The following is a 24,791-nucleotide window of genomic DNA, read 5'->3' as shown; positions in this document are numbered from 1 at the left end:
AAGCGGCAAGTACCAGTTGCCGCTAGGCAGTGATAGTGTCACAAGGACATTGGTTCATCACCAGTGACATTATAATCGCCTTTTAATAAAAAAAGGATGAAGAAATGGAAAAATGGAATAAAGTAAAGCTCGCTACAGCGGCTACTGCAGCACTACTTGCTTGTGGTACACTTACAACGGCTTCAGCAGATGATGCACAACCAAAACGTTCTCTAAAAGGAAACATGATGGAAGTTTACAATGTACTTCCAAAAAGTGTTGATAGTTTAGATAAAGCCTTTACTGAAGGTGTTTTTTATGGTCGTTTACGTATGAATTCATTCATGTGGGACTGGAAAAATGATGATATTGCCGGAACAGGGAACAAAGATAATAAAGCGTTCGGTATCGGTGGTAGCATGATTTATAAAACTGCACCATTTAAAGGTTTTAGTGCAACTGCTGGTATGTATTATTCAGGAAGCCCATTTTCAGGATTACGTGCAAGCGTAGCTGACTTAGGTTATATCAAAGCAGGTAAAGATACAATTAGCCGTTACGATGCAAAATATAACGGTGACTACTATATGGCTGTTTTAGCACAATCATATCTTCAATATGATTTCTCAAAGACAACAGTAAAATTCGGTCGTCAAATTTTTGAATCATTCTTAACAAAATCAAATGATACAAAAATGATCCCTAATACATTTGATGGTCTTGTAATTGAAACTAAAGAGATTCCACAAACAAGAATCCGTGGTGCATACTTTATGGAACAAAAACTTCGTGACCATTCAAAATTCCATGATGTAATTACTTTTAAAGACTCTTCTGGTGATTCATGGGGTAATAATGATGACTCTGCAATACACAAAGGTTTAAGCTATGCGAACTTTCAAGCAGCGGGTAAAAGTGTAGATCATAAACTAATCGTTGCAGATTTACAAAATAAATCTATCAATAATCTTCAAATTGATGTAACATATGGTTCAGTACCAGATGTTGTTTCATCAATTACAGGTGAACTAAATTATAAAATTGCTCTTGGCAGTGGTTATACTTTAACACCAGGTGTTCGTTATATGAAACAAATGGATAACGGCGGCGGTAAAATTGGTGGTGCTTGTCTTAAAGGTGGACTAGCTGGCTTATATGGTGCTCAAGACGGGTATAAAAAAGCTGAATCACTTGATAGTTCACTTTATATGGCACGTTTAGCATTAACAAATGGTCCGTTAAAAGCACAAATTGCTTACTCTGCAGTTGAAGATGCAGCAGATATCGTAGCTCCTTGGCGTGGATTCCCAACTGGTGGATATACTCGTGCAATGGCACAATATAACTGGTATGCAAATACAAAAACTATGGCAGCAGAAGTAAAATATAACTTTGGAAAAGCGAAAATGATTCCAGGTTTTACTGCTATGGTACGTTATGCAGTGCAAAACTTTGATGATAAAAAACAAGTAGCAGGTGTTCAAGCAGACAGTAATATTATTCATGTAGATTTACTAGAACAAATTACACCTGCTCTTTCAGCAAAACTTCGTGTAGGACTTGTTAGTGCTGATAATAGAGTTGCCGGAAGTAAAGCTGGTAAAGATGTAGACTCTTACAACGAATACCGTTTCGAGTTAAATTATTTATTTTAAAAAGGTTTTATGATGCGCTTGCTTGTGGTTTTAAGTATATTATTCATGTCTTCTCTCCTTGCTTTTGAATACAAACTTCAAGCTAAAAAAGTCAGTAGTAATATCTACTGCTTTTTTGGTGAGCCACAGGCAATCAACTCAAAAAACAACGGAAACATGGTAAATTCATGTTTTGTAGAAATTGGAAATCATTATCTTGTGATTGACAGTGGGCCAACTTATAATTATGCTAAAGAAGCTCACTCGTTAATCAAAAAGATAAAAAACCTTCCGGTGGCTTATGTAATCAATACCCACGTACATGATGACCACTGGTTAGGTAATAGCTATTATAAAAAATTGGGTATAGACATTATAGGTTCTAAAAAATTCCAAGAAGAAGGAAAACTGGAAACAACTAGAATGCAAAGAATGGTTTTACCTGAAGCCTATGAAAATACTACTCAAGAATTTCCCAATATTTTTGTTGATCAAGAAAAAAAACTTAAGATTGATAATCAAGAAATCTTTATATACAGTGTAAATCAAAAAGCTCATACAAAGAGTGATCTTTTAATTTACATTCCAAAACTAAAAGCTATTTTTGTAGGAGACGTAGTCTTTAATGACAGAGTTCCATCATTACGTGATGGTGATATAAATAGATGGATAGAGACATTACAATCTATCCAAGAAGGCAATTATAAATATATTATAGGTGGACATGGGTCTCTCATTAACAAACACTCTATAGATTTTACCTATAATTATCTAGTCGAATTAAAACAAAAAGTTTTAGAAGCGATCGAGGACGGTATCGATATAGAAGATGCAACAACATCTATATTGATGCCAGAGTATAAAAATGTTCACATGTATGATGTACTACATAAACAAAATGTAGAAACTGCCTATAGGACTTTAGAATGGGAACAATAATAAGAATTCTGTTTTGTTTCACTATTGTTACTGCATCTCTTGAAGCATTTCAATGGCTTAGTTATTCAGATGCACTAGAGGTACAGAAAAAGACGAATAAACCCATAATGTTGGATGTAATGAGAGATACTTGCCACTACTGTTTAAAAATGGAAAAAAATGTATTTCAAGATCCTGAAATGGCACGTTGGCTGGAGGAGAGATTTATTCCCGCACAGATTAACCTGGATAATGAAAAACTTCCGCTTGATGAACAAATAATGCTCACGCCTACATTCTTTTTTCTTGATGAGAATGGAAAGATACTGAAAAAAATTCCTGGTTCATGGAATATCCAAGACTTTAAAGATCTTACGAAAGGGATAAAATGATACGTAAAATTATATTAATTGCTTTACTCAGTGTTTTAAGTTATGCTGATACAGTATTTGCAGAACCGAAACCATCACTTGTGCAGCCACGAGAAATAATTTTCTCAATTAATCGCGGTGATGACGAAACTATTCAACATGTTCTCAGCAGTGCAAACAATGTACTGAAATTTTATGGACCGGAAATGGTACATATGCGAATTGTTGCGTATTATCACGGTATTAGAGCACTCCTTAAAAAAGAAAAAGAGATTGCCGTGCGTGTTGATGCTCTTCAACAATACGGTGTTGAATTCGTTGCATGTGAAAACACAATGAGAACAAAACATATCAAAAAAGAAGAACTTATTGATGATGTTGAAATTGTCACTGCAGGGATTGTTGAAATAACTGAAAGAGTCAAAGAGGGATGGATTTATATCGTTCCGTAATTTTACATAAATTTTACACTCAATTGTTAAACTTGCTCTTAATATTACAAGGATAAACAATGAAAAAAATAATTGGATTGATGTTAAGTGTAGCAGTTACACTTATGGCACAAGGTGATCTACATCTTTTTAGTGTAGACAATAAGTCTGGAGCTATTACTCCTAAACAAATTGAAAACAGTTTTGTCAAAAATGGCTTCACAGTAACTTTAAACAACGACATGACAGGTCCGTTTAAAAAACAGTTTCAAAAGAGTGACTTTAAGATTTTTAATCTTATGACAGTAGTTGAGCCAAAACTTGCGGATAAACTATTACGCATAAATGCAAATGCCGGTGTATTTATCCCGATGGGTGTCGGTATCTATCAGGCGAATGATGAAGATACATTACATGTAAGTATATTAACATCTGATGCGCAGGCAAAAATTATCGGTATGGATAACAATGATGTTTTAAAAACTCTTGAAGCAAAAACTATAAAAGCGCTCAAAGAGGCATTACCGAATGCGAAACAGACTTTAAGTGAAGATTCTCTAAAAGAGAGCAGAAATCTTGTAAGTGCCTATGAATATGAACTTGATGATCCGGAAGATTTTGACGATGCAAAAGAAGAGATCAAAATGTCTTTAGAAAGTAATTTTGCGCCAAAAGGTTTTATTATGCCTGCGACACTTGATTATGAACTTGGTGTTTTAGATGAAGAGAAAGAGAGTCCATTTGATTTTTACGAGTCTTATTCGATCTGTAAACTTCCGGTAATTTACACTGTTGCAAAAACACGTCCAGAAGCTGCAGCCTTTGCTCCTTGTACAACCATGTTATACAAGAAAAAAGGTGACGATAAAATCGTTATGGGATTCCCTGCTGTTTACAACTGGCTAAGCAGTGCACACGTTACAGACGATGCAGCGCATAAAGAGCTAATGAAAGCACAAAACGATTTTGAGCAAATCCTTAAGAACATCACTGAATAGGATCAATGATGAAAAAGTTTGTTGTTTTATTATTCTTATTTGTTACATCTTTGCTTGCTGATGAAGCAACAAAAAAAGTTGTATTCGATTTTACAAGCGGGGATTTAAAAACTTTTGAGAAAAAAATTCTCTCTGGTATAGTACACCAAAAAAACCATTATGAAGGCAAACTACAGGAACTAGAAGTTGCTGTAGTTATCCATGGAGACGCTTACAAATTTTTTGTGAAGAATCTGCCTAATACACTTTATAAAAAAAATACAGCTCTTTTAACAAAACAAAAAGAATATGCTAAAAGATTAATCTCTTTAACAGATACGTACGGTGTAGATTTTTTTATGTGTGAAGTGGGACGTAAAGCAAATAAACTTGACAAGAAAGATCTATATGAATTTGTTCAATTTGTTCCTAATTCCACTATAGGGCTTATCGATAAACAAAGCGATGGGTACGCTTATGTACCTATCTCTCGTTAAAAGAATTTACAATCTTTTGACTCAAAAACAAAGGTAATAGATTTAAAAAGCGGATAAAAAAATAAAATCTACGAGGAAAAGCATACTCTGTTTTATTTTTATCTATCGCTTTTTTTATCCGAGCAACTCCCTCTTTCGTTTCAAGTAAAAACGGCATATGAAAATCATTTTTATCAGTTAATTCACTTTTAATAAATCCGGGTAATATGTTGATTACTTTAATTCCAAGCGGTGCATACTTGTAGCGTAGACCCTCAGCATATGCATTTAAAGCTCTTTTAGATGATGAATACACTTTAGAACTAGGCATAGAGAATAAAGATGCCAGTGAAGAGATAAAAACAATTTTTCCACTCTTCTGCTGTGTAAAAATAGGTAATAACACTTCCAAAATTGCATGATTAGCCAAGACATTCACATCATAAAGATTTTTAAACTCATCAATTGTTGGTGTTTGCGTGTGAGAATGTCCTAAAGAGATACCTGCATTTAAAATTACCATATCTACAGCAGTTATAATACGTAATTGCTCTTGTAACTCTTTAAAGTGTGTTACATCGACAATAATAAGTTTGATATTTTTACACAGAGGAAGTAATTCTTGTTGGAGTTGTTGCAGTTTTTCTTCTCTTCGTGCTAAGAGAATCAGTTCGTTTTCTTGTGAAGCATACTGACGTGCAAGTTCAGCACCTAAACCTGAACTTGCTCCAGTAATTAAGATTTTCATCTGTAAATTACACTATCCTGATCATTACAGGTTTAGCGTTTACAAACTCTTGAGCTTCTAATGCATCAATCATAGCTTGTATATCTTTTTCAACTGCTGTATGTGTTGAAATAAGTAAATTTGCAGAGTTATTGTCTGCAGGACGTTGTAACATCGTCTCAATTGATATATTGTTATCTTCAAACAGTTTTGTCAGCTTAGCCAACACACCTGCTTTATCACTTACATTGATACGAAGATAGTATTTAGACGTGATCTCATCAATCGCTTTAAGAGTAAGTGCTTTACCCTCCATAGGACGATCGAATCCAAGCATTGGACGTGATTTTCCACTTCTTGCAATATCGATGATGTTTGCCACAACCGCTGATGCTGTTGCATCACCGCCAGCTCCCGGTCCATAGTAAAGTGTCTCACCTACTTTATCACCCACTACAGAGATACCATTCATTACACCGTCAATTTTTGCGATCATCTCATCTTTATTGATGAGACATGCATGTACACGTAACTCTACTTGAGAATCTGTTTTTTTAGCAATTCCAAGAAGTTTGATAGCATATCCGAACTCTTTTGCAAAAGAGATATCTTCTTGTGTTACGTTCTCAATCCCTTCGATTAAAATATCTTCAGGTTTTGCATCAATTCCGTAAGCGATAGAAGCTAAAATAAGCAGTTTGTGTGCAGCATCATATCCACCTACATCAAACGTAGGATCAGCCTCAGCATAACCTAAATCTTGCGCTTCTTTTAAGATAACATCATAGTCAACGCCCTCATTTGTCATCTTCGTCATCATATAGTTACAAGTACCGTTCATAATACCCATCATAGACTCTATATGGTTTGCAGAAAGACCGTCACGAAGTGCGTTAATGATAGGTATACCGCCCGCAACACTTGCTTCATATTCAAAAGCAAGCTCTCCTGCAATCTCTTGAAGCTCATATCTGTGATATGCTAAAAGTGCTTTATTTGCAGTAACAACTGCTTTACCGGATTTAAGGGCACGTTTGACAACCTCGAAAGGCTCTTCTACGCCACCCATAAGTTCTACGACAATATCTATCTCATCATCGTTTAGGATATCATCAACATTGTTCGTTAAAATGATGTCTAAACCTCTATCTTTATTAAGGTTTTTTACAACACCACTCTTTACAATAATGTCATGTCCAGCACGGGCACTAATTACATCTGCATTGTCTTTTAAAATATTTGCAACGCTTGTACCTACAGTTCCTACGCCTATGATTCCTACTTTTATCACTTATTTATCCTTACACCCATCAAATTGTTTTAAAAACACTTTTATGTTTTTTGCTGCTTGGCGGATTCGGTTATCATTTTCGATTAAAGCGATACGAACATATCCTTCACCATACTCACCAAAACCGATTCCCGGAGCAACCGCTACACCTGCTTCAACGAGTAAACGTTTTGAGAATTCTAATGAACCTAAATGTGCAGCACACTCAGGAATTTTTGCCCATGAGAACATACTCGCTTCGTTTTTCTCAATATGCCACCCTGCACGCTCGAATGCTTCGATCAGTACTTCTTGACGGTGGTTATATTTATCCGTAATGTCTTGTACACATTGTTGGTCGCCGTTTAGTGCGATTGTAGCTGCTACTTGGATAGGTGTAAACATACCGTAGTCTAACCACGATTTGATTTTTTGCAGTGCTCCGATCAATCTTTTGTTTCCAACGAAGAAACCTACACGCCATCCGGCCATATTGTACGACTTACTTAAAGTAAACGATTCAACTGCAACATCTTTTGCACCTTCTACTTGCATAATCGAAGGTGTTTTATATCCGTCAAACGTGATATCACCGTAAGCAATATCTGAGATTACGTAAAAACGTTTCTCTTTGGCCATAGCAACAAGTCTTTCATAAAACTCAACCGTTACTGTAGCTGTACTTGGGTTGTGCGGGAAATTCACTAAAACAAATTTTGGTTTCGGTGAACTCTCTTTAAACACTTTTTCTAAATTTTCAAAGAATTTATCTTCATCTAAACGGTACTTCTCATCAAATTCAATTCCGAACTTAATTACATTTCCACCCGCTAGGATAAAAGAGTATTCGTGGATCGGATAAGTAGGATCTGGTACAACTGCTACATCACCCGGATTAATTACCGCATATGTAAGGTGTGCATACCCCTCTTTAGAACCCATTGTTGCAACACATTCTGTTTCAGGATCTAACTTACAGTCATAGCGTCTTTCATACCAGTCTGCAATCGCTTGTAATAATTTTGGGATACCCTTTGAAGTAGAATATCCATGAGTCTTAGTTTTTTGGGCCGACTCTATTAGCTTTTCACGAATATGTTCAGGCGTGTCACCATCAGGATTACCCATAGAAAAGTCTATAACATCTTTTCCTGCACGGCGCTCTGCCATCTTTATCTCGTTTACCTCAGCAAACACATACTTAGGAAGTCTCTCAACTCTGTTAAAATGAAATTCGTCAAACATTTTATTATGCCCTATTAGAAATATTGGCGATATTTTAGCAAAATATATTTAGAATTATCTTGAGCCTTCGGGATAAAATATCATTTCATCTTTAATATTTTTTAAAGTATACAGATCGGATATTTTCATATAAACACTATTTTTCGGCATTTTAAGCTCTATTGCCCCGTGAACTATATCTTTTTTAATCACTTTTAAAAGGTGTAAAGAACTGTCATAATATGCTATATAAGGGTACCAATGATTTCTATGACTACTTTTAATCATCAATGTTTTTATTTTAGAAATATCCAGCCATTGTTCATATAAAGAACGCTTTAATGTCAATGGTTTTCCATCTTCAAGTTGTTCAACATTCAGCTTTGCATTTGAGATATCGATTAAATATGACCACTCTTTTGCATTTGTTCTTTGAATATCTACAATTTCACACGATTTTTTCTTTAATTCTTTTTGTAAAATCAAAGGATCAGTTGCATATTCCGAAGTCAAATTTACACTCCAGATAAACTCTGTTGCATCCCTTGTAGAAGCGACTGTAACATACTTGTAATATCCCAAGGCAGTTAATGTATCACTAATGATTTTTACAAAAAATATAGGCGAACCGTTTGTTCTAAAATCAAGTCTTATCTCTTGGGGTTTATCAAAAAACAGATCAAGTAAACCGTTATCCTGAAGTGTTTGAATCACTTTAACTGAATCAACTCGATCGTTTTTATAAAAAGCACTTTTTGGATCAAAAATAGCATTGATAAAGTCTTTGTTTTGTGTATATGTTTGAGGGCATAAAAACCCTTTTATTTTCTCCGTTACAGGGTCATCTTTAACAACAACACTTTGAATATCATTATCAAGCCCGATAACTTCTTCAGCAACTAAAGAATATGAGAATAACACCAGTAAAACAAGACTTTTTACCATACATACCCTCTATTTAACCTCTTAAATTCTTTGAATGAAATAGGTTTTAATTCACCGTCTTGATATAGGAACTTTAAGCCTTTTTCCGTTTTATAGCTATACTCTTTGCCGTTCACTTCAAAATCAACATATCCATGTCCTAAAGTGATTAGCCAGTCAATATTTGGATCGAGACTAAACTCTTTTGAAACTACAGTCTGATTTTTTTTGTTTGTCTCTAACTCAATATATCCTATCCAAAGTTTTGTATTTGTTTTAATTACAAAAGACTTTTCTATAGCTTGTTCTTCTTCAACTGATGTATTTTGATCTAATGTTTCTGTTACTGCAACCGTTTCATTTGTTTCTTGAGCTGCTGTATTGTTTACTTCTTCAACAACTTTCTCTTTTACTTTTTGGATAATTTCATTTTCTTGAATTGCAGGTTTTACTGCCTCTTTAGAATCATTATAAAACACAAATAAAAAGATTAAAAATACAATAACGGCAATAATGATATAAAGAGCGTTATGACTTTTTTTAGGCTTTGTATTGATGAAAATACTCTCATCAATCTCCTCTTTTCTCTCTCCGTCAAAATACGTGATACCTTTGAGTTTTATAGCCTTTAATTCTAATCCGTATTCACGTTCTAAAATAGAAATAAATCCTATAAACTGTACTTTGTTTAAACCATCATAACTTTCATGTAAAATAGCTTGAACATGTTCTACAGGAATATGTGTTTTCTCATAAATTTTTTGAGCACCAATTTCACGTAATTTGACTAAAGCTTCATTCATATCTCATCCTATCCATTAAAATAGCACCTGCTACACTCACATTCAAAGAGTCAAAGTCATGTGACATAGCAATACTTACAACATTATCAAGTTTAGAAGAAACTCTGTTGCTCAGACCTTCTCCTTCACTTCCAAGTACCAACACTCTTTTTTTACTTATCTTGGCATCACGAATATCTATACCGCCCATATCTGCACCGTATGTTGAAAATCCGGACATTTTCATATCGTTTAAAACATTGTGAATATTCTGCTCGATCGCAAAAGGCATATCAAAAAGTGCCCCTGTACTTGTTCTGAGTATCGGTTCAATCGGCAATTTTTTTACTCCACATGCCACAATTGCATCAACACCAAGTGCATAAGCACTTCTGATAATAGAACCGATATTACCTATATCGGTTAAACCTGCTAAAACAACAATAAAATCTTTATCTAGAAATGTTTTAAAATCGTGTAGTTGGTAATCTTCCACTTCTGCTAAAAAGCCCTGATGATTGGCATTTTTACTCATTTTAACAGCAGCTTCATTAGGGATTCTTTTGATCTCAAATCCCATTTTCATTAATCGTGAGTACTCTTTTTTATCCAGTTCTTTGGCTAAATAAAGTGTTTTGATCTTATGAGGGTAATGATCAATAAAATAATATATAGGTTGTTTCGCATAAATTAACATGGAGGTATTTTAGCAAAAAATTTTTAATTAGTGTTAATATTTAAAGATTCATCAACCGTTGATAACAAGCTTTTGTATTTTCACCCGTTATTTTTGCTATTAATTTCGCTTGAACTTTTTTTGGAAGGTCTAATTCTAAAATATCTTTTTGAGTAATTGCAGAGCTGTTTTGTTTCTCCCCTGCACGGATCACAACAACCCACTCACCTTTAAAGTTTCCATCAAGAGTTTTCAAAATTTCACTTGCCGTTCCACGCAGATATCTCTGGAACTTTTTAGTGAGTTCTTTTGCCAAAAACAACTCTCTAGAGGGTTCTGTTTTTTCTATTTCACCTAAAAGCTTTTCTATCCTATGCGGTGATTCATATAAAATAGTCGTATAGCCGTTGTGAAGAGCTTCATTAAGCCCTGCTTCACGAGAACTGCCTTTATGGTCTAAAAAGCCTAAAAAGAGCATTTGAGTATTTACAAAACCGCTTGCTACAAAAGCAGTAAGTACTGCATTTGCACCAGGCAAGATGTCGTATTCTATAGAATTTGCAATACAGTAGTCCACCAATACCTGTCCTGGATCACTGATTCCAGGCATTCCTGCATCACTGACATAAACAACGTTTTGCTCAAATATAGATGGATCTAATTTTTCAACAAAAGATTGTTCATTGTGTGAATGTAAAGAGATAAACTCTTGGTTAGGTTTTAATTCAGTATTGTAGCGCTCTTGTAAAATATGAAGAAGTTTTTTTGTAACGCGAGTATCTTCGCAAAGAAGGGTGTCGGCTTGGCTAAGAACCTCTATGGCTCTTAGCGATATATCGCCAATGTTCCCAATCGGAGTTGGAACAAGTGTAAGCAAGATTAGATCTTGATTATTTTTTAGCGTAACGTGCTTTGAATTTCTCGATACGTCCAGCAGTATCTACCATACGCTCAGAACCTGTGAAGAATGGGTGACACTCGTTACAAATGTCAATTCTCATCTCGTCTTTTTGAGATTTTGTTTGGAAAGAGTTTCCACATGCACAAGTAACTGTACAATCAACTAATACTGGGTGAAGATCTTTTTTCATTTTTTTACCTTTTACTACTCGTCGAAGTACGAATAGCTATATATTTTTTAAATCCGTATGGGGGCAGATTTTTAGAAATGGGATTATACCAAAAAAACTTATAAATTACAATATTATCTTTGAAGCAACTGCAAGAACTGCACTCTCAGAACGTAGAACCAAAGGTGTATCTAGACGGAAAACTTCATATTTTGATAAAAGCTCTTTTTCCTCTTTGGAAAATCCCCCTTCACAACCTATTAAAACTGTCGAAATTTCGGCATCTTCTTTCAATACGTTCTCACAGAAATCAAATACTTTCGTATCAGGATTTCCCTCTACAAATTCTTGTACATTTTTTGCCGTAGCAAACTCCATAAAGTCTGTTCTGCCGCATTGCTGATTGGAAGCTTCCAAAATTCTCTCGTAACGCTTGTAGTCAGGTTTGAAATTTTTCTGACTCCTGTCGCAATAGATAAATGTGATCTTTTCAACCCCTATCTCATTCAGGCTAGGCAGTACTTTTTCAACAGATTTTGTATCGATTACACACCAGCCTATATGGAGTGCTTTTTTTGCTTTTACTTCACATACCTGTTCTGAAACAAGTGCAACTTCCAGACTTCTTGGATCTACAGAAACAATTTTATACGTATAAAGCATTTCGGGTGCATTTTTCAAGCGCATTGAGATCTCATCACCCTCTTGATGGCGACGCACTTTTATCAAATATTTATGTAGTTCACCTTTAATTGTAAAGCGCTCTCTTGAGGCATTCTCTTCATAAATAAATATCATGCAAAAAACCACATCCAAGAAGATACAATGATTACCAGTCCCAATTCTACACTCATTATCTTGTAAGCAAACTCTTTATAACGAAGAAAAGTATCCTCATCTTCATCATCTACATGCTTTAAAACTTTTGTTCTATGTATCTCTTTAGTAATCAAATAAACAGAGAGAATAATCATTACGATGTTTTCAGGCGTAAAATGAAGATGCTTTGTTGCCATCATAATCATCCCTGTAAAAATCACTGCTGCTACCAACATTGAGTTTAGTGGTAAAAGGACTATTGAACGTTTTCTTTTATACTGTTCGATATCAGTTGCTTCATAGAGCAGTACAACATTAATAACAATCGAAAAAATTAGAGCCATTACACCCAAAGAGTGAATAGTTACTCCCATGCTATACATTTGTTCCATCTATACCGACTCCGGATTTATAAATTCACTTCCCGCTTTAAGCTTTTCAAGTAAACTACGGTCGTTAAAACTGTTAAGCACTTCATCTGAAAAAACAATCTCTTCAAGTGTAATCTGTCCCATTTGTGCATTGTACGCATCTTCTCTAAAAGCTTGTGCGTATCCTGTATCTGTTTCATGCACTATTATACTGTGAAGTTTAACCTCTTTTTCGCCGTTTATCCCTTTTGTCAAATGGAACAATATATCAATAAGTACGAAAATAACACGGGCAAACTGTTCTGCTGAAGGTGAAACTGGCAACTCTACCCATCTATGGGAATGTTTTTTCATATCAGCTATATATTCTGCATCATCACCATTCCATAAAGTGATAGCATGGTCAAAAGACTCTATCAGATCTTTGATATTTTGCTTCATTAAACCAAAATCATATACCATCTGTCCGTTGTCCAAATAATTTGATTCAAACAGAACTTCAACTTTGTAAGAGTGTCCATGGATCGAAGAGCGGCATTTCACACTTGAACATCCACGAACAATATGTGCATTCTCAAATTTAAACAGTTTACGAATGATCATACGTCACACTCCCTTATTTTCATCCCATATACGTATATGCAGCCTATCACTAAAATTATAGCCTTTATTTTTGCAGTACTCAATTAAGGCGAGAGTATTTTTCTCTACATCTGCCTTATTTCCCCCTAAAGGCATACAATAAACGTCTATAAAAGGGGCATGCTCTGTAATTTGTTCAATCTCATCATCTAGTGCCATATTGATCGAATCTTCGTCAATTGAGAATTTAAAAAAAGCATCTTTTGCATGAGTAGCAATTGAATTTATTACACCGCCACGTAATCTTTTAGCTAGTGATTCCCCTGAATTCTCTAACTTTACAGAGAGTGCAAAAACACACTCTTTATAGACAGGATATTTTTCAAAATCTATCGCTATGGTACCGTTAGTCTCAAACGTGATTCTATGGTTGTTTTCACGCAGTTTCTCTAAAAAAGATACAAAAAGAGGATCGTTTGCATAGATCAAAGGCTCGCCTCCGGTCAATACTACATCTACACCTTCTGGCAACTCATATAGCTCAAGAATATTTAATAGTTGTTCAACAGAATTTATTTCAATCCATGCGTGGGAAAAGTGTTCTTTGTTTACGGCATACACGGTATCACATCCAAGAACTTCTGTACCGTCTTGTGCTTTCTCTTTACATCCAAAGCCTTCACATTTCATATTGCATCCGCCAAAACGGAAGAAAAGGCTTGGGCTTCCTACATAACGCCCTTCCCCCTGTATTGAATAAAAATGTTCAACTAAATAGAGCATTGTACCCCTTTAATCATCCACCAGTCTCATAAAAAGCACGTGTTGAGACCTCGTCATCTTCTCCACCCCAGCGATTTTTTTCAGGTTTGTTTTTCACAACCTCTTTCAGTACCAATGCAGCACCTTTAACATCCCCACGTTTTACAAACTCTGCAATACTCATCGCTTCATCAAAATATAAACATGGTATAAGATGTCCTTCCGCAGTCAGACGGATACGGTTACACTGTTTACAGAAATCATCTTCGTATGGTTCAATGATACCAAATTTATACCCATCTTCCAAAGTGTAATAGTGTGACGGTGAATGTCCGTCAAACCCTTCATCTTTGAAGCTATATTTTTGAGCAATGATATTTAAAAGTTCATCCGATTTCAGACCTTCTATTTTTTCATCGGCATGTTTATTTTCCATATATTCGATAAAACGGATTGTCATACCACGATCTCTACAGTACTCTAAAAGATCTACAATCTCATCTGAGTTGATCCCTTTCATAGGTACCATGTTTACTTTTACTTTTAGTCCTACTTTTAAAGCTTCATCAACACCCTCAAGCACATTTTTAAGTACATCTTTTTGTGCGATCTCTTGTGCTACTTCAGGTTTAAGAGAATCGATACTTACGTTGATACGCTTGAGTCCCGCATCTTTTAACTTTTGCGCAGCACCTTTGAGTAAAAAAGCATTTGTTGTCATTGCAAGATCAATATCTGGCTTATAGTCATAAATCATTTTAATGAATTTATCCAGGTCTTCACGAAGTAAAGGTTCCCCACCGGTGATACGGATCTTTTTTACACCCTCATCCATTGCCACTTTCAAAAATTCAAAAAGTTCTTCAAATGTTAAAAGGTTTTCTTTTGGTACCCATGAAAAAGGTTTTTCAGGCATACAGTAGTTACATCTGAAATTACATCTCTCCGTGACCGATACACGGATATAATCCACTACTCTGTCATAGCTATCTACTAGCATTTATATTCCTATAATTGATAAAAATTTCTATAATCTTTTAGTTTATTTTCTTATAACACTTATTATAAAGCATTCATCTCTTTTGTTTCTATTTCGATTGTACCACACACTATATCATGCAGTGCTTTTTTATCTCTTCTATAAAACGGAGTTAATAATCCTAAAAGAATTGTTGTAGAGAATAAAAACATAATAAATCTGCAAATTGCTCTGAAAAAAGAGATGTTTTTCATTGTTTTATCATCAACGATTTTGATCATATACGCTTTCTTTCCCGGTGTTTGTCCAAATTTTGCAATCAGTACTGCATAGATCACACCATAGATTGAAACTGCTATAAGGGGTGCCAACTGAGAAGCTTGAAACTCCTCTTTTGAGCCCATTACAACATAAGCTATAAAATATAAAATCGGGGTATAGATCATAAACATATCAACTACAAATGCTTTTATGCGATCTGGATAAGAGGCATACTTTAATACTTTTTTCTTTTGTGTATCTTGCTGATTTTTTTTCTGTTTTTTTAGATCTCTAAATCTCATGCGCGCATTATAGCAAAAGGAAACTTTGTAGAAGTAAACAGTGATAAACTTTAAAAAGAATGATTAAGAAGAAAATTCTGCCCCATAAGGGGCAAGCTTTAGTGACCAGAGCGGTCCTAGCGAAGCAAGATGAGCTTAGCTCATTTTGCTATTAAATTAATGTAAATCTCTCCAGATTTGTTTTTTCCATAAGAAAGCAAATAGTGCAAATATAACGATAAAGATCATTACATACTTACCAACGTTCTCTCTCTCATGGCGTTTTGCATCACCAGAATCTTCAAGATACTCAACAACTTTTTCCATTGCATGTTCGTTTACACCAACACGTGGCATTGCAGTACCTTTCAGATAGTTTTGTGGATTTTCCACAAATGTTTCAATGTAATGAGCACCACGAGAACGGATATAGATACTTAAATCCGGTGGTAATTTACCCATATATGCTTTTAAACTGTCTTGATAATCAAGTACCTGTGTTTTAAATTTTAACTCATCTTGCTCTTTTTTGAATGTTGGTGTCTTACCGATTTGTGTCCAACCAGCATAATGGTCAGCATGACATCTACCACATGCTAATTCAAATGCTTGCTCAGATGTAAGTTCCTCTTTTTTCACTGCAACTGATTTTAGGTAAGTAACCATATCAGCTACTTCTTGATCAAGATCTCCACCAGCTCCATAGAAAGGCACCATTGGATGCATTTGACCTTTTTCGGCATCAAATTTATGTTCAACCATTAAAGCGTGTGCAGGGTTTTGAATAAGAGCTGCTAAGAACTTCTCATCATATACAGCACCTGCATTTGAAAGATCCGGTGGGTTTACACCGTAACTTTGTGCAGCTGTTACAGGGTCCATTGGTGCAGGCATACCTGCAACTTCCATAGAGTGACAACCAAGACAAGCTCCCGCACCCATTACAAGCTCTTGCCCGCGAGCAGCGTCACCTTTTTTTGTAAGTTCCGGAAGGTCTTTATATTCAAAACCTTCACTCTCAATATGTTTATGCATTTGCGAGTGTGCAAACGGTTCAACTAAGTAGTAAGTTACAAGAGTAAAGAATACTACAACTGCTAATATTTTAAATTCTTTCATCATATACTCCTATAACGCTTTCTCTTTTTTTGTAATGAACGGTAAAGCTATCCATAATAAAATAAAGACGATAGCAGCAACTAAACCGATAGTACTGAAAATACCTTCAGGCGGTAATTTACCCATACCAGTAAGCACAATCATATCTACAAGCATTAACCAGAACCAGTATTTAAATGCACCGCGGCGAGCAGCCGGAACAGCATTTGGACTTCTGTCTAAGAACGGTAAAGCAAAGAAAATTACTTGAGCAAATCCGAATGCAACTAAACCTGGATCAGCAGGGAACGGACGTAAGATCTCATATGACCATAAAAAATACCACTCAGGGTAAATATGTGCAGGAGTCTTTAATCCATCTGCAGGGTCAAAGTTAACCGGGTCCATTGCAAAGTCATAATGGAAAAACACTAAATAGAAAAAGAATACTAAATAGATTCCAACTACCATCATATCTTTAGACATAAAGTCGTTAGCGAATGCGATAACTTTAGACTCTTTTTTGTTTCCTGCTTTATATTTTGCAGCTTCAGCTTCAAAATCGATCTCTTCACCATCTTGATTGTTAACGTGAGGGATACGAAGTGCAGCAAAGTGAAGTCCGATAAGACCTAAAATTGCTAACGGTAATAAAAGTACATGCAGCATAAAGAAACGGTTTAAGAAAGCTTGAGCCGGAACGTAATCCCCACGAATCCACTCAACTAAACCGTCAGCATGTAATGAACCACCAGCAAAAAGGTTTGTAATAACCATACCAGCCCAGTAAGACATTTGTCCCCATGGAAGCATATAACCAGAAAACGCTTCAGCTGAGAAAGTTACAAACAGAAGCATACCTGAGATCCAGATCATCTCACGTCCCTTTTTATATGAACCGTAATAAATTCCTGTGAACATATGAATATATATAATAAGGAATACTACAGATGCTGCAACACCGTGAATATGTCTCCATAACCAACCGAATTCAACCTCTTTCATAATAGTGTAGTTAACACTGTCAAATGCAGTTGCTACATTTGGTTGATAATACATTAATAAGAAGATACCAGATACTAACAGTAAACCGAATGTTACTGCTAAAATCATCCCCATTGCCCATAAAAAGTTGATATTTTTAGGGATCCAATACTCTTTAGCCATAACACGGCGAACTGTATCAACTGCTAAACGTTGGTTCATCCAATCATGAAGGCTTGTTGCTTTTTCAAAATGTGCCATTTTCTCCCCTTAATTAAAGCGTAACGCCAGTTGCTTTCATATTTTTATACTCTGGTCCCTCTTCACCAAGAACAAGTTTATTCCCATCTATTTTAAATGGAGGAATATCGAGTCCACGCGGTGGCGGTGCTTTTGTAACATCACCAGCAAAATCATATGTACCACCGTGACAAGCACATAAGAATGATTGAGTATCAGAATTGTAACCAGGAATACAACCAAGGTGTGTACAAAGTCCAAGATTTACTAAATACCCTTCACCGTTAATAAAAACAGTACGTGCCTTTTGCTTTTCAGTTAATTTTCCCATCATCTCAGGCGTATACTTAAGAACAAAGATAGGTTTTCCACGCCATTTTTCAGTAACTAATTCATTTTCTTTATATGCCGACATATCCAATGTTGTAAAACCCGCCGCTTTTACACTTGGAAGCATATCCCAACTTTTTTTCATCGCATAAAGTGAAGCAACGGCCCCTACACCCGCTACAGCACCGAATGCTTTTCCCATAAAACCTCTACGGCTACTATCTTTCATATTTCGCTCACTTTCTTGTGAATTTTCAATTCTTATTATATACCAAATAAGTTTTAATTATTTATAAAATTAAGTTTTCTTTTATAAATGACACAAACTTATTGCAATCGGAGGGGATTTTACCATATTTTATCTCATTTATGTGATTTAATGTCTCTTGTAACAGGTTTTGATCAAAATTGTGTATTATCGGAATATTTAACTCTTCAAACTTTTTATTAAAATCTTCCGGATAATCTGCTCTTTGTATATAGATAGGCTTACCACCGGCTGCCAAAGATTCTACAACTGCCTGAGGAGAAGCACTAATGAGAATCTCTGATTCCATAATCATATCATCGTACTCATCAAACTCATAACTGCTTACAAATTTCTCTTTGAGTTCATCTTCATAATCTAAAAAGTAGTAATATCCAAGTTGGAGATGGGGATTGAGTTTTTCTACAAAATTGAAATTTTTCATTAAATCTTTTTCATAGTCATCATCACCGAAAAAGTAAGATATTTTTACAGTTTTGGCTTTTTGTTCAAAATATTTATCTGCAACTACGATTGTATCGTTCTCGATTACAATAAGATTTGAGAAAAACTGTTTCATATCTTCAAGCATAATAGGATTGACTTCAGCAGAGTCTAAAATCAGCTGATCACCCTTGTGAGCAATATTGGCAATGTTTCTTACAACATCGATACCCACTGCTTTATCAATTCCAAAATTTCTTGCTTCTTGTGCTATTCTAAAGTCACTGCATAAAAGGGTAATGTCTGCATTTAAAGATCCTAGTACCGTTACGGCTCTACGAAATCTATCCAGACCTATTCTATGCCCTGTATGTACATAATAATATGTTTTCATATTTATCTCGCTTACTATATTATATAGATACGAAATATTACCCTTTGAAGTTTAATCTAATATTTTATAGATATGTAAAAGTCGAGATCAAAGTTTCCATCTTGTGTCAGATATTTGTTTTGTCTATAAACTGCATATGGTGGTTTTGTTGTTGTTTCGTATTCATTTTTAGGAAGCCATTCATGGTATAACCACTGAATAAAGCGTAACAGATCCCCGCAAGCACCCTCTAGAGTAAATTTTGCATATACACCGCTTGCAATTGTAAACTTAGGTAGTCGGTTATCTTGCAGTTTTTTCCCCTCTTTATCTACTACACATGCTACGTATTGACAGTCTTCCAAAGAGGTAATTGAAGGATTATCGTGAAACAGACTGATCTGTTCATACTCTTCTAGATGGTTTGAATATATCCATGTTTGAATCTTCTGCCATGTCTGGCGTATTGCATCATTATACCCTTGATGACGAATATAATACGCTTTCATCTCCGGCATTTTTACAATTGTAGGACTTAGATGATCAAAATTATCTAAAGTGATCATAGAGTTTCTTGTTTTAAGGGACTGATCGACAATTTTATTTGAATACTCTAAATATCCCCCTTTTCTCCAGACCTTCGGTGTCATAGAAAAACGCTCTTTAAATGCACGGATGAACGATGTCTGAGAAGAATATCCACAAGCATTGGCAACTTCCGAAATAGTAGAGTATCTATTTGTAAGTAAAAGATTAGATGCTTTTTGCAGACGAATCGATTTTATACTTTCATAAATATTTCTATCAAACACCTCTTTGAAAATTTTATGCATATAAAACTTACTGATCCCGTAATTTTTTGCAAGCTCATCCATATTGATATCAGTATCGATATTTGTGTAGATGTAGAACATTATATCGTTGGTAATTTTGATCTTCTGATCTAGAGTTTCTCGTTTCATGAAAATTATTTTAGCAATAAAAAGTAACAAATAGGACAAAAATAGATAATTTTTAAAGCAATATAAGTGAAGAATTGTAACTTTTGAGAAATTATAATGCTGCCATGATTTTTTTAAATGGAGAATACAATGAAAAAAATTTCTAAAGTATTAATTGCAAACAGGGGTGAAATCGCTCTTAGAATCATCCGTGCATGTAAAGAGCTTGAAATCACAAGTGTCGTTGTGTTTTCTGAAGTCGACGTAGACGGCGTATGGGTAAAAAAAGCAGATGAATGCTACCCGATTATGGGAAATCCGGTTGAAGCTTATTTAAACTATGAGAGAATTATCTCTATGGCAAAAAAAGCTGACTGTGATGCTATCCATCCCGGATACGGTTTTTTAAGTGAAAGTGCAGAGTTTGCACAAGCATGTGCAGACAATGACATTATCTTTATAGGTCCCAAACCAGAACATATAGAACTTTTTGGGGATAAAATGGCTTCAAAAGTTGCCATGAAAGAGATCGGAGTGCCAGTCCTTGAAGGAACCGATACGCCTATTCTTGATAAAACTGACGGGGAAAAAATTGCTAAAGAGATCGGCTTTCCTGTAATCATTAAAGCCGCTTTTGGTGGCGGTGGTCGCGGTATGAGAATCGTAAAAACTGCCAAAGAATTCTCTACTGCGTTTGAATCAGCTACAAATGAAGCACTCAAGTATTTTGGTAAGGGGGAAGTGTTCATTGAAAAATATGTAGAAAATCCTCGCCATATTGAAGTACAAGTCATTGCCGACAAATTTGGGAATGTACTTCATTTAGGCGAACGTGACTGTTCAATTCAGCGCCGCCACCAAAAGGTGATCGAAATAGCACCATCTCCTCGTCTTAACGATGCAGTTCGTAAAGAGCTTTATCGTGTATCAACAAAAGCGATGTTCAAACTCGGTTATGAGAGTGTAGGAACAGTAGAGTTTTTAGTTGATGAAGCTGACAATATATACTTTATAGAGATGAATACAAGGGTGCAAGTGGAGCATCCGGTAACTGAAGTTATCTCAGGCGTAGACATTATTCAAAGAATGATTGAAATTGCTGAAGGGGATAAATTACAGTTCTTACAAGAAGAGATCAAATTCCGCGGATATGCGATTGAATTCCGTATAAACGCGGAAAATCCACAAATGAACTTTATGCCTTCAACAGGTACAATTAGTAACTATCTTACACCGGGTGGTCCTGGTGTGAGACTGGACACTAGTGCTTATGAAGGTTATGAAGTACCGTCAAACTATGATTCTATGATCGGAAAGCTGATTGTTTCTGCACTTGATTGGGAAGGTGCAGTAAAAAAAGCCAGACGTGCACTAGATGAATATAATATTGACGGTTTTACAACAAATATCTCACTTCATAGAGAGATCGTCAGAGATGCCGACTTTAAAGCTGGTACGTTTAATACAAGCTACCTCGACAAAAAAATGGACAGCTTTAACCTCAGTGCGAAATCTACTATTGAAGAAGAGGAAAAAAGAACTTCTATGCTTTCTAATCTGATAAAAAAGATTAAGGAGCATAAACTTATTACAAGAAGTTAAATGACACTAACACTCCGCTAACATTTATGTGTCATACTACCACCATCAAAACAAGGAGTCAATATGAAAAAGACACTATTAACTCTAGCTTTGCTAGGTGGTTTAACTTTAAGTTTTGCAGAAGATCCTGCTACGATCGATAAACAAATAACAGAGATCCAAAATGCACCTGCTCAAGAGCGTGTAAGACTAATGAATCAGTTTAAACTCAGAGTTGCTAATATGAACAACGAAGATCGTCAAGCAGCAATTACACAACTGCAACAAAGAATGCGTACAAATACGGCTGAAGGTGTAAATGCAGAACAAGAGATGCAAATGCAGCAATCTCAAGAGATGCTAAAAATTCAAAACATGAACCAACACCGTATTGGGAATCAGTTCCGTCAACAAAATCAAAGTAGTTCATCACCTGCAGGCTCAGTGCCTAAGATGATGGGTGGTCGTTAAACACACTATTAAAACTACACAAGATCGCTTTTTAGCGGTCTCTTGATTAAGGAACATATATGAAAAAATTTTTACTGTTTTTAATATTACTAGTTTTCTCTGGTAACTTGTTTGCATTTGATTCTGATATGGATGGTGTCAGTGATGCAAAAGATAAATGCCCCAATACACCTTTTACAGATCTAGTAGATATTGACGGATGTACAAAGAAGTCACTTACACAAAATTACCATTACGATATTATTGTAGGTTTGAGTTCCACAAGTTCGGACTATACGACTTTAAATAAAACAGATACCCTTGCAACAACTATTCAAGCTGACTATTACTATAAAAACTTCTCTTTTCAAGCAGCAACATCCATATATACAGAACGTGGTAACGGTTACAATGAAAGCGGTTTACAGGACTCGTTTTTAGGTGCGGCGTATCAAGTTTTCCCAACAACAAATTTTGCCGTACGTTTTTCAATCGGAGCTATACTTCCGACATACGATTCCTCACTAAACAACAACAAGACAGATTATACTGCGGGAGTGAATGTAAGTTATAATATAGACAAACTCAATCTTTTCGGCGGTTATGGATATACATTAATCAACGATACAGATTACAGTAATTCTATAATTAGTGTTTACTATCAAAACACACACTCTTACAGCGGAGGTGTTGGATATAATATAACAGACAAGTTATATATGAGCGGTACTTATACTAATAGTGACAGTATCTATGTCGGTGTTGAAAAAGTTGAGACAGCTTCGTTGTATGCTTACTACAGCATAGATAAGAACTGGTTTTCCACTTTTTCTTATGCATACGGAATAAGTGACAGTGCAAGTCAAACATATATTGCCGTAAAACTAGGCTACTTTTTTTAGGCTTTAATAATGAAAAAAAATATACTGCTTCTTGAAGATGATAAAGAACTAGCACTAACTCTAAAAGAACTGCTTGAAGAAAGCAGTTATTCAGTGGAGTTGGTACATAACGGTAATGATGCAATTGATGCAAGTTATGACAACAAGTATGATCTGTATATTTTTGACATTAATGTGCCCGATATGAACGGGCTTGAACTTTTAGAAAGTTTACGCAATGCAGATGATAAGACTCCTGCTATCTTTATCAGTGCACTCATTGATCTCGACTCAATTTCAAAAGCTTTTTCAATTGGAGCAGATGATTATCTGAAAAAACCGTTTTATCCTGAAGAGCTGCTCATCAGGGTAAATGCGAAACTCTCTCAGAAGAAAAAAGAGATTGAGTATGAAAATCTAAGATTTTCTCCTGATTCAAAAACACTTTCAATTGATGGTAAAATTGTACAATTAGGTGAAGTTCAAGAAAAACTGTGTGAACTTTTTATGCAAAACATAGGCAATGTAATTGATAAAACTATTTTACTAGACCAGCTTACACAACCGTCAGACACGGCCTTGCGTGTAGCAGTCAATAAACTAAAACAAACAACACATCTGCCTATAAAAAATATTCGAGGGGTAGGATACATTCTTGAAAAAAGTTGAGTTCAAAGCACTTAGCCGAAGTTTTTTTATCTTCTTTTTTTCACTTGCCACCCTCATTGGAGCACTATTTTTCTTTGAGTACAAAAAAGATGTTGCAACTCTCGATGAAACCATATTTTCAGAGATGAAAATATGCAGTTTCAATCTTCAGTGTCCTAAATTTCAATTTGATTTTGCCCCGCTTAAAGAGGAACAACTCTATAAACTCCATAAAGAAAAAGACACTTTAAGTGGCTACTTTTTGATTCCGAGTTCTACAAAACACTCTTTAAAAATCTATTTGAAAAAAAGTGAATATGAACAAGAGTTGCAAAATTTAGAAATACAATTACTTATACAATTTATTCCCGTGCTCATTATAGTTATACTTCTGTCATTCCTCTTTGCATTTTACACTTTAGCACCGTTAAGAGATGCTTTGAAACTCACAGAAGAGTTCGTAAAAGACATATTACACGACTTTAATACACCTCTGTCAACTCTCAGACTGAACAGTTCAATGTTAAAAAGTGAATTTGGGGAAAGCACAAAAATCTCACGCATAGAAAATGCCGTACAAACTATTTTAAACTTGCAGGAAAATCTGCGGGCTTATCTCAAAAGCCATACAAACCAACAAGAGAGTTTTGATCTTAAAGATATTATTGAAGAGAGAGTTGCGATGATATCAAACAATTTTTCTTCGATCAACTTCCAGACATCTCTAAGTTCGCTGCAACTCCATACTCATAGAGACTCTTTTATCCGTGTTATCGACAATCTACTCTCCAATGCCGCCAAGTACAATAAAGAAAACGGTGAGGTTTTGATCACACTTGAGCACTCAATTTTAAGTATAAAAGATACTGGTCAAGGGATCAAAGAACCAAATAAAATATTTGATCGCTTTTATAAAGAGCATGAACGGGGAATCGGTATTGGTTTGCATATAGTTAAAAAAATTTGTGATGAACTTAACATTCAACTCTCTGTTGAGAGCAAACTCAATGAAGGTTCAACTTTTCAACTTAATTTGCAACATCTTCTGGTTTAAAATATA

General features: G+C 35.3%; 30 protein-coding genes. 11 read left to right on the top strand and 19 right to left on the bottom strand.

The features are described from left to right. The first annotated feature begins 104 nt into the window (after positions 1 to 104). From P6N22_RS05255 to P6N22_RS05230, 6 genes are read left to right on the top strand one after another with little or no spacing between them, the layout of a single operon-like run. Positions 105 to 1,634 (top strand): OprD family outer membrane porin, encoded by a 1,530-nt coding sequence (locus tag P6N22_RS05255; RefSeq protein WP_280330850.1) that lies wholly within the window; start codon positions 105 to 107, stop codon positions 1,632 to 1,634. 9 nt (positions 1,635 to 1,643) lie between these two features. Next, positions 1,644 to 2,552: an MBL fold metallo-hydrolase gene (locus P6N22_RS05250; protein ID WP_280330848.1), complete on the top strand. Its 909-nt coding sequence runs from the start codon at positions 1,644 to 1,646 to the stop codon at positions 2,550 to 2,552. Continuing rightward, positions 2,540 to 2,923: a DUF255 domain-containing protein gene (locus P6N22_RS05245; protein ID WP_280330846.1), complete on the top strand. Its 384-nt coding sequence runs from the start codon at positions 2,540 to 2,542 to the stop codon at positions 2,921 to 2,923. The genes P6N22_RS05250 and P6N22_RS05245 overlap by 13 nt, the downstream gene beginning before the upstream one ends. Further along, positions 2,920 to 3,354 (top strand): DsrE family protein, encoded by a 435-nt coding sequence (locus P6N22_RS05240; RefSeq protein ID WP_280330844.1) that lies wholly within the window; start codon positions 2,920 to 2,922, stop codon positions 3,352 to 3,354. The genes P6N22_RS05245 and P6N22_RS05240 overlap by 4 nt, the downstream gene beginning before the upstream one ends. Before the next feature lie 59 nt (positions 3,355 to 3,413). Then, a complete protein-coding gene (locus P6N22_RS05235; RefSeq protein WP_280330842.1) occupies positions 3,414 to 4,331 on the top strand; it encodes a DUF302 domain-containing protein in 918 nt (305 codons plus the stop codon). An 8-nt stretch (positions 4,332 to 4,339) separates the two neighbouring features. Beyond that, the gene (locus P6N22_RS05230; RefSeq protein ID WP_280330840.1) at positions 4,340 to 4,807 is read left to right on the top strand and encodes a DsrE family protein; all 468 of its coding nucleotides are present in this window, start codon (positions 4,340 to 4,342) and stop codon (positions 4,805 to 4,807) included. On the opposite strand, the gene P6N22_RS05225 is transcribed toward P6N22_RS05230, so the two are convergent. The 19 genes from P6N22_RS05225 to P6N22_RS05135 all read right to left on the bottom strand — a co-directional run bounded on the left by P6N22_RS05225 (position 4,794) and on the right by P6N22_RS05135 (position 20,192). Beyond that, positions 4,794 to 5,534, bottom strand: a complete 741-nt coding sequence (locus tag P6N22_RS05225) for an SDR family NAD(P)-dependent oxidoreductase (RefSeq protein ID WP_280330839.1) — start codon at positions 5,532 to 5,534, stop codon at positions 4,794 to 4,796. The two genes, P6N22_RS05230 and P6N22_RS05225, sit on opposite strands and share 14 nt — an antisense overlap. A 7-nt stretch (positions 5,535 to 5,541) precedes the next feature. Beyond that, positions 5,542 to 6,804: a homoserine dehydrogenase gene (locus P6N22_RS05220; protein WP_280330837.1), complete on the bottom strand. Its 1,263-nt coding sequence runs from the start codon at positions 6,802 to 6,804 to the stop codon at positions 5,542 to 5,544. Beyond that, positions 6,805 to 8,028 carry an LL-diaminopimelate aminotransferase gene (locus P6N22_RS05215; protein WP_280330835.1) on the bottom strand — a complete coding sequence of 408 codons (1,224 nt, stop codon included), beginning with the start codon at positions 8,026 to 8,028 and terminating at the stop codon, positions 6,805 to 6,807. It lies immediately after the preceding gene. 54 nt (positions 8,029 to 8,082) lie between these two features. Beyond that, complete coding sequence (locus P6N22_RS05210; RefSeq protein ID WP_280330833.1) at positions 8,083 to 8,952, bottom strand: hypothetical protein; 870 nt, start codon at positions 8,950 to 8,952, stop codon at positions 8,083 to 8,085. Continuing rightward, positions 8,946 to 9,734 carry a hypothetical protein gene (locus tag P6N22_RS05205; protein WP_280330831.1) on the bottom strand — a complete coding sequence of 263 codons (789 nt, stop codon included), beginning with the start codon at positions 9,732 to 9,734 and terminating at the stop codon, positions 8,946 to 8,948. Before P6N22_RS05205 ends, P6N22_RS05210 begins: the two co-directional genes overlap by 7 nt. Next, entirely contained in the window at positions 9,727 to 10,410 is a 684-nt protein-coding gene (rlmB, locus tag P6N22_RS05200; protein WP_280330829.1) for a 23S rRNA (guanosine(2251)-2'-O)-methyltransferase RlmB, read from the bottom strand. The genes P6N22_RS05205 and rlmB overlap by 8 nt, the downstream gene beginning before the upstream one ends. Before the next feature lie 40 nt (positions 10,411 to 10,450). Continuing rightward, positions 10,451 to 11,266 carry a 16S rRNA (cytidine(1402)-2'-O)-methyltransferase gene (gene rsmI, locus P6N22_RS05195; RefSeq protein WP_280330827.1) on the bottom strand — a complete coding sequence of 272 codons (816 nt, stop codon included), beginning with the start codon at positions 11,264 to 11,266 and terminating at the stop codon, positions 10,451 to 10,453. A 13-nt stretch (positions 11,267 to 11,279) separates the two neighbouring features. Beyond that, the gene (gene rpmE, locus P6N22_RS05190) at positions 11,280 to 11,480 is read right to left on the bottom strand and encodes a 50S ribosomal protein L31 (protein ID WP_280330826.1); all 201 of its coding nucleotides are present in this window, start codon (positions 11,478 to 11,480) and stop codon (positions 11,280 to 11,282) included. A gap of 105 nt (positions 11,481 to 11,585) precedes the next feature. Then, on the bottom strand, positions 11,586 to 12,257 hold the full coding sequence (locus tag P6N22_RS05185) for a 16S rRNA (uracil(1498)-N(3))-methyltransferase (protein WP_280330824.1): 672 nt from the start codon (positions 12,255 to 12,257) through the stop codon (positions 11,586 to 11,588). Beyond that, positions 12,254 to 12,670, bottom strand: coding sequence for a hypothetical protein (locus P6N22_RS05180; protein WP_280330822.1), 417 nt, complete (start codon positions 12,668 to 12,670; stop codon positions 12,254 to 12,256). The genes P6N22_RS05185 and P6N22_RS05180 overlap by 4 nt, the downstream gene beginning before the upstream one ends. Beyond that, a complete protein-coding gene (locus P6N22_RS05175) occupies positions 12,671 to 13,252 on the bottom strand; it encodes a 6-carboxytetrahydropterin synthase (protein ID WP_280330820.1) in 582 nt (193 codons plus the stop codon). It abuts the gene before it with no gap. Positions 13,253 to 13,255: 3 nt separating this feature from the next. After that, positions 13,256 to 14,014, bottom strand: coding sequence for a 7-carboxy-7-deazaguanine synthase QueE (locus P6N22_RS05170; RefSeq protein WP_280330819.1), 759 nt, complete (start codon positions 14,012 to 14,014; stop codon positions 13,256 to 13,258). Positions 14,015 to 14,027: 13 nt separating this feature from the next. Then, positions 14,028 to 14,993 carry a GTP 3',8-cyclase MoaA gene (gene moaA, locus P6N22_RS05165; RefSeq protein WP_280330817.1) on the bottom strand — a complete coding sequence of 322 codons (966 nt, stop codon included), beginning with the start codon at positions 14,991 to 14,993 and terminating at the stop codon, positions 14,028 to 14,030. Positions 14,994 to 15,055: 62 nt separating this feature from the next. Next, positions 15,056 to 15,535, bottom strand: a complete 480-nt coding sequence (locus P6N22_RS05160) for an RDD family protein (protein ID WP_280330815.1) — start codon at positions 15,533 to 15,535, stop codon at positions 15,056 to 15,058. Positions 15,536 to 15,691: 156 nt separating this feature from the next. Beyond that, positions 15,692 to 16,633 (bottom strand): c-type cytochrome, encoded by a 942-nt coding sequence (locus tag P6N22_RS05155; RefSeq protein ID WP_280330813.1) that lies wholly within the window; start codon positions 16,631 to 16,633, stop codon positions 15,692 to 15,694. A 9-nt stretch (positions 16,634 to 16,642) separates the two neighbouring features. Continuing rightward, complete coding sequence (locus P6N22_RS05150; RefSeq protein ID WP_280330811.1) at positions 16,643 to 17,857, bottom strand: cytochrome bc complex cytochrome b subunit; 1,215 nt, start codon at positions 17,855 to 17,857, stop codon at positions 16,643 to 16,645. 13 nt (positions 17,858 to 17,870) lie between these two features. Next, positions 17,871 to 18,395 carry a ubiquinol-cytochrome c reductase iron-sulfur subunit gene (petA, locus tag P6N22_RS05145; protein WP_280330809.1) on the bottom strand — a complete coding sequence of 175 codons (525 nt, stop codon included), beginning with the start codon at positions 18,393 to 18,395 and terminating at the stop codon, positions 17,871 to 17,873. Positions 18,396 to 18,456: 61 nt separating this feature from the next. Then, the gene (locus P6N22_RS05140) at positions 18,457 to 19,251 is read right to left on the bottom strand and encodes a hypothetical protein (protein WP_280330807.1); all 795 of its coding nucleotides are present in this window, start codon (positions 19,249 to 19,251) and stop codon (positions 18,457 to 18,459) included. 56 nt (positions 19,252 to 19,307) lie between these two features. Continuing rightward, positions 19,308 to 20,192, bottom strand: a complete 885-nt coding sequence (locus P6N22_RS05135) for a GyrI-like domain-containing protein (RefSeq protein WP_280330805.1) — start codon at positions 20,190 to 20,192, stop codon at positions 19,308 to 19,310. 129 nt (positions 20,193 to 20,321) lie between these two features. Between P6N22_RS05135 and P6N22_RS05130 the strand changes: the two genes are divergently transcribed. The 5 genes from P6N22_RS05130 to P6N22_RS05110 all read left to right on the top strand — a co-directional run bounded on the left by P6N22_RS05130 (position 20,322) and on the right by P6N22_RS05110 (position 24,785). After that, positions 20,322 to 21,773, top strand: coding sequence for an acetyl-CoA carboxylase biotin carboxylase subunit (locus P6N22_RS05130; RefSeq protein ID WP_280330804.1), 1,452 nt, complete (start codon positions 20,322 to 20,324; stop codon positions 21,771 to 21,773). A 63-nt stretch (positions 21,774 to 21,836) separates the two neighbouring features. After that, a complete protein-coding gene (locus tag P6N22_RS05125; protein ID WP_280330802.1) occupies positions 21,837 to 22,223 on the top strand; it encodes a hypothetical protein in 387 nt (128 codons plus the stop codon). 59 nt (positions 22,224 to 22,282) lie between these two features. Next, complete coding sequence (locus tag P6N22_RS05120) at positions 22,283 to 23,104, top strand: DUF3187 domain-containing protein (protein WP_280330800.1); 822 nt, start codon at positions 22,283 to 22,285, stop codon at positions 23,102 to 23,104. A 9-nt stretch (positions 23,105 to 23,113) separates the two neighbouring features. Beyond that, a complete protein-coding gene (locus tag P6N22_RS05115) occupies positions 23,114 to 23,752 on the top strand; it encodes a response regulator transcription factor (protein WP_280330799.1) in 639 nt (212 codons plus the stop codon). Continuing rightward, positions 23,739 to 24,785 (top strand): HAMP domain-containing sensor histidine kinase, encoded by a 1,047-nt coding sequence (locus P6N22_RS05110; RefSeq protein ID WP_280330797.1) that lies wholly within the window; start codon positions 23,739 to 23,741, stop codon positions 24,783 to 24,785. The genes P6N22_RS05115 and P6N22_RS05110 overlap by 14 nt, the downstream gene beginning before the upstream one ends. The last annotated feature ends 6 nt before the right edge of the window (positions 24,786 to 24,791 follow it).

Source organism: Sulfurimonas sp. C5, assembly GCF_029872055.1.
Taxonomy (GTDB): domain Bacteria; phylum Campylobacterota; class Campylobacteria; order Campylobacterales; family Sulfurimonadaceae; genus Sulfurimonas.
The sequence above is the reverse complement of the archived record's forward strand: the minus strand, read 5'-3'. Positions and strand labels throughout refer to the sequence as shown.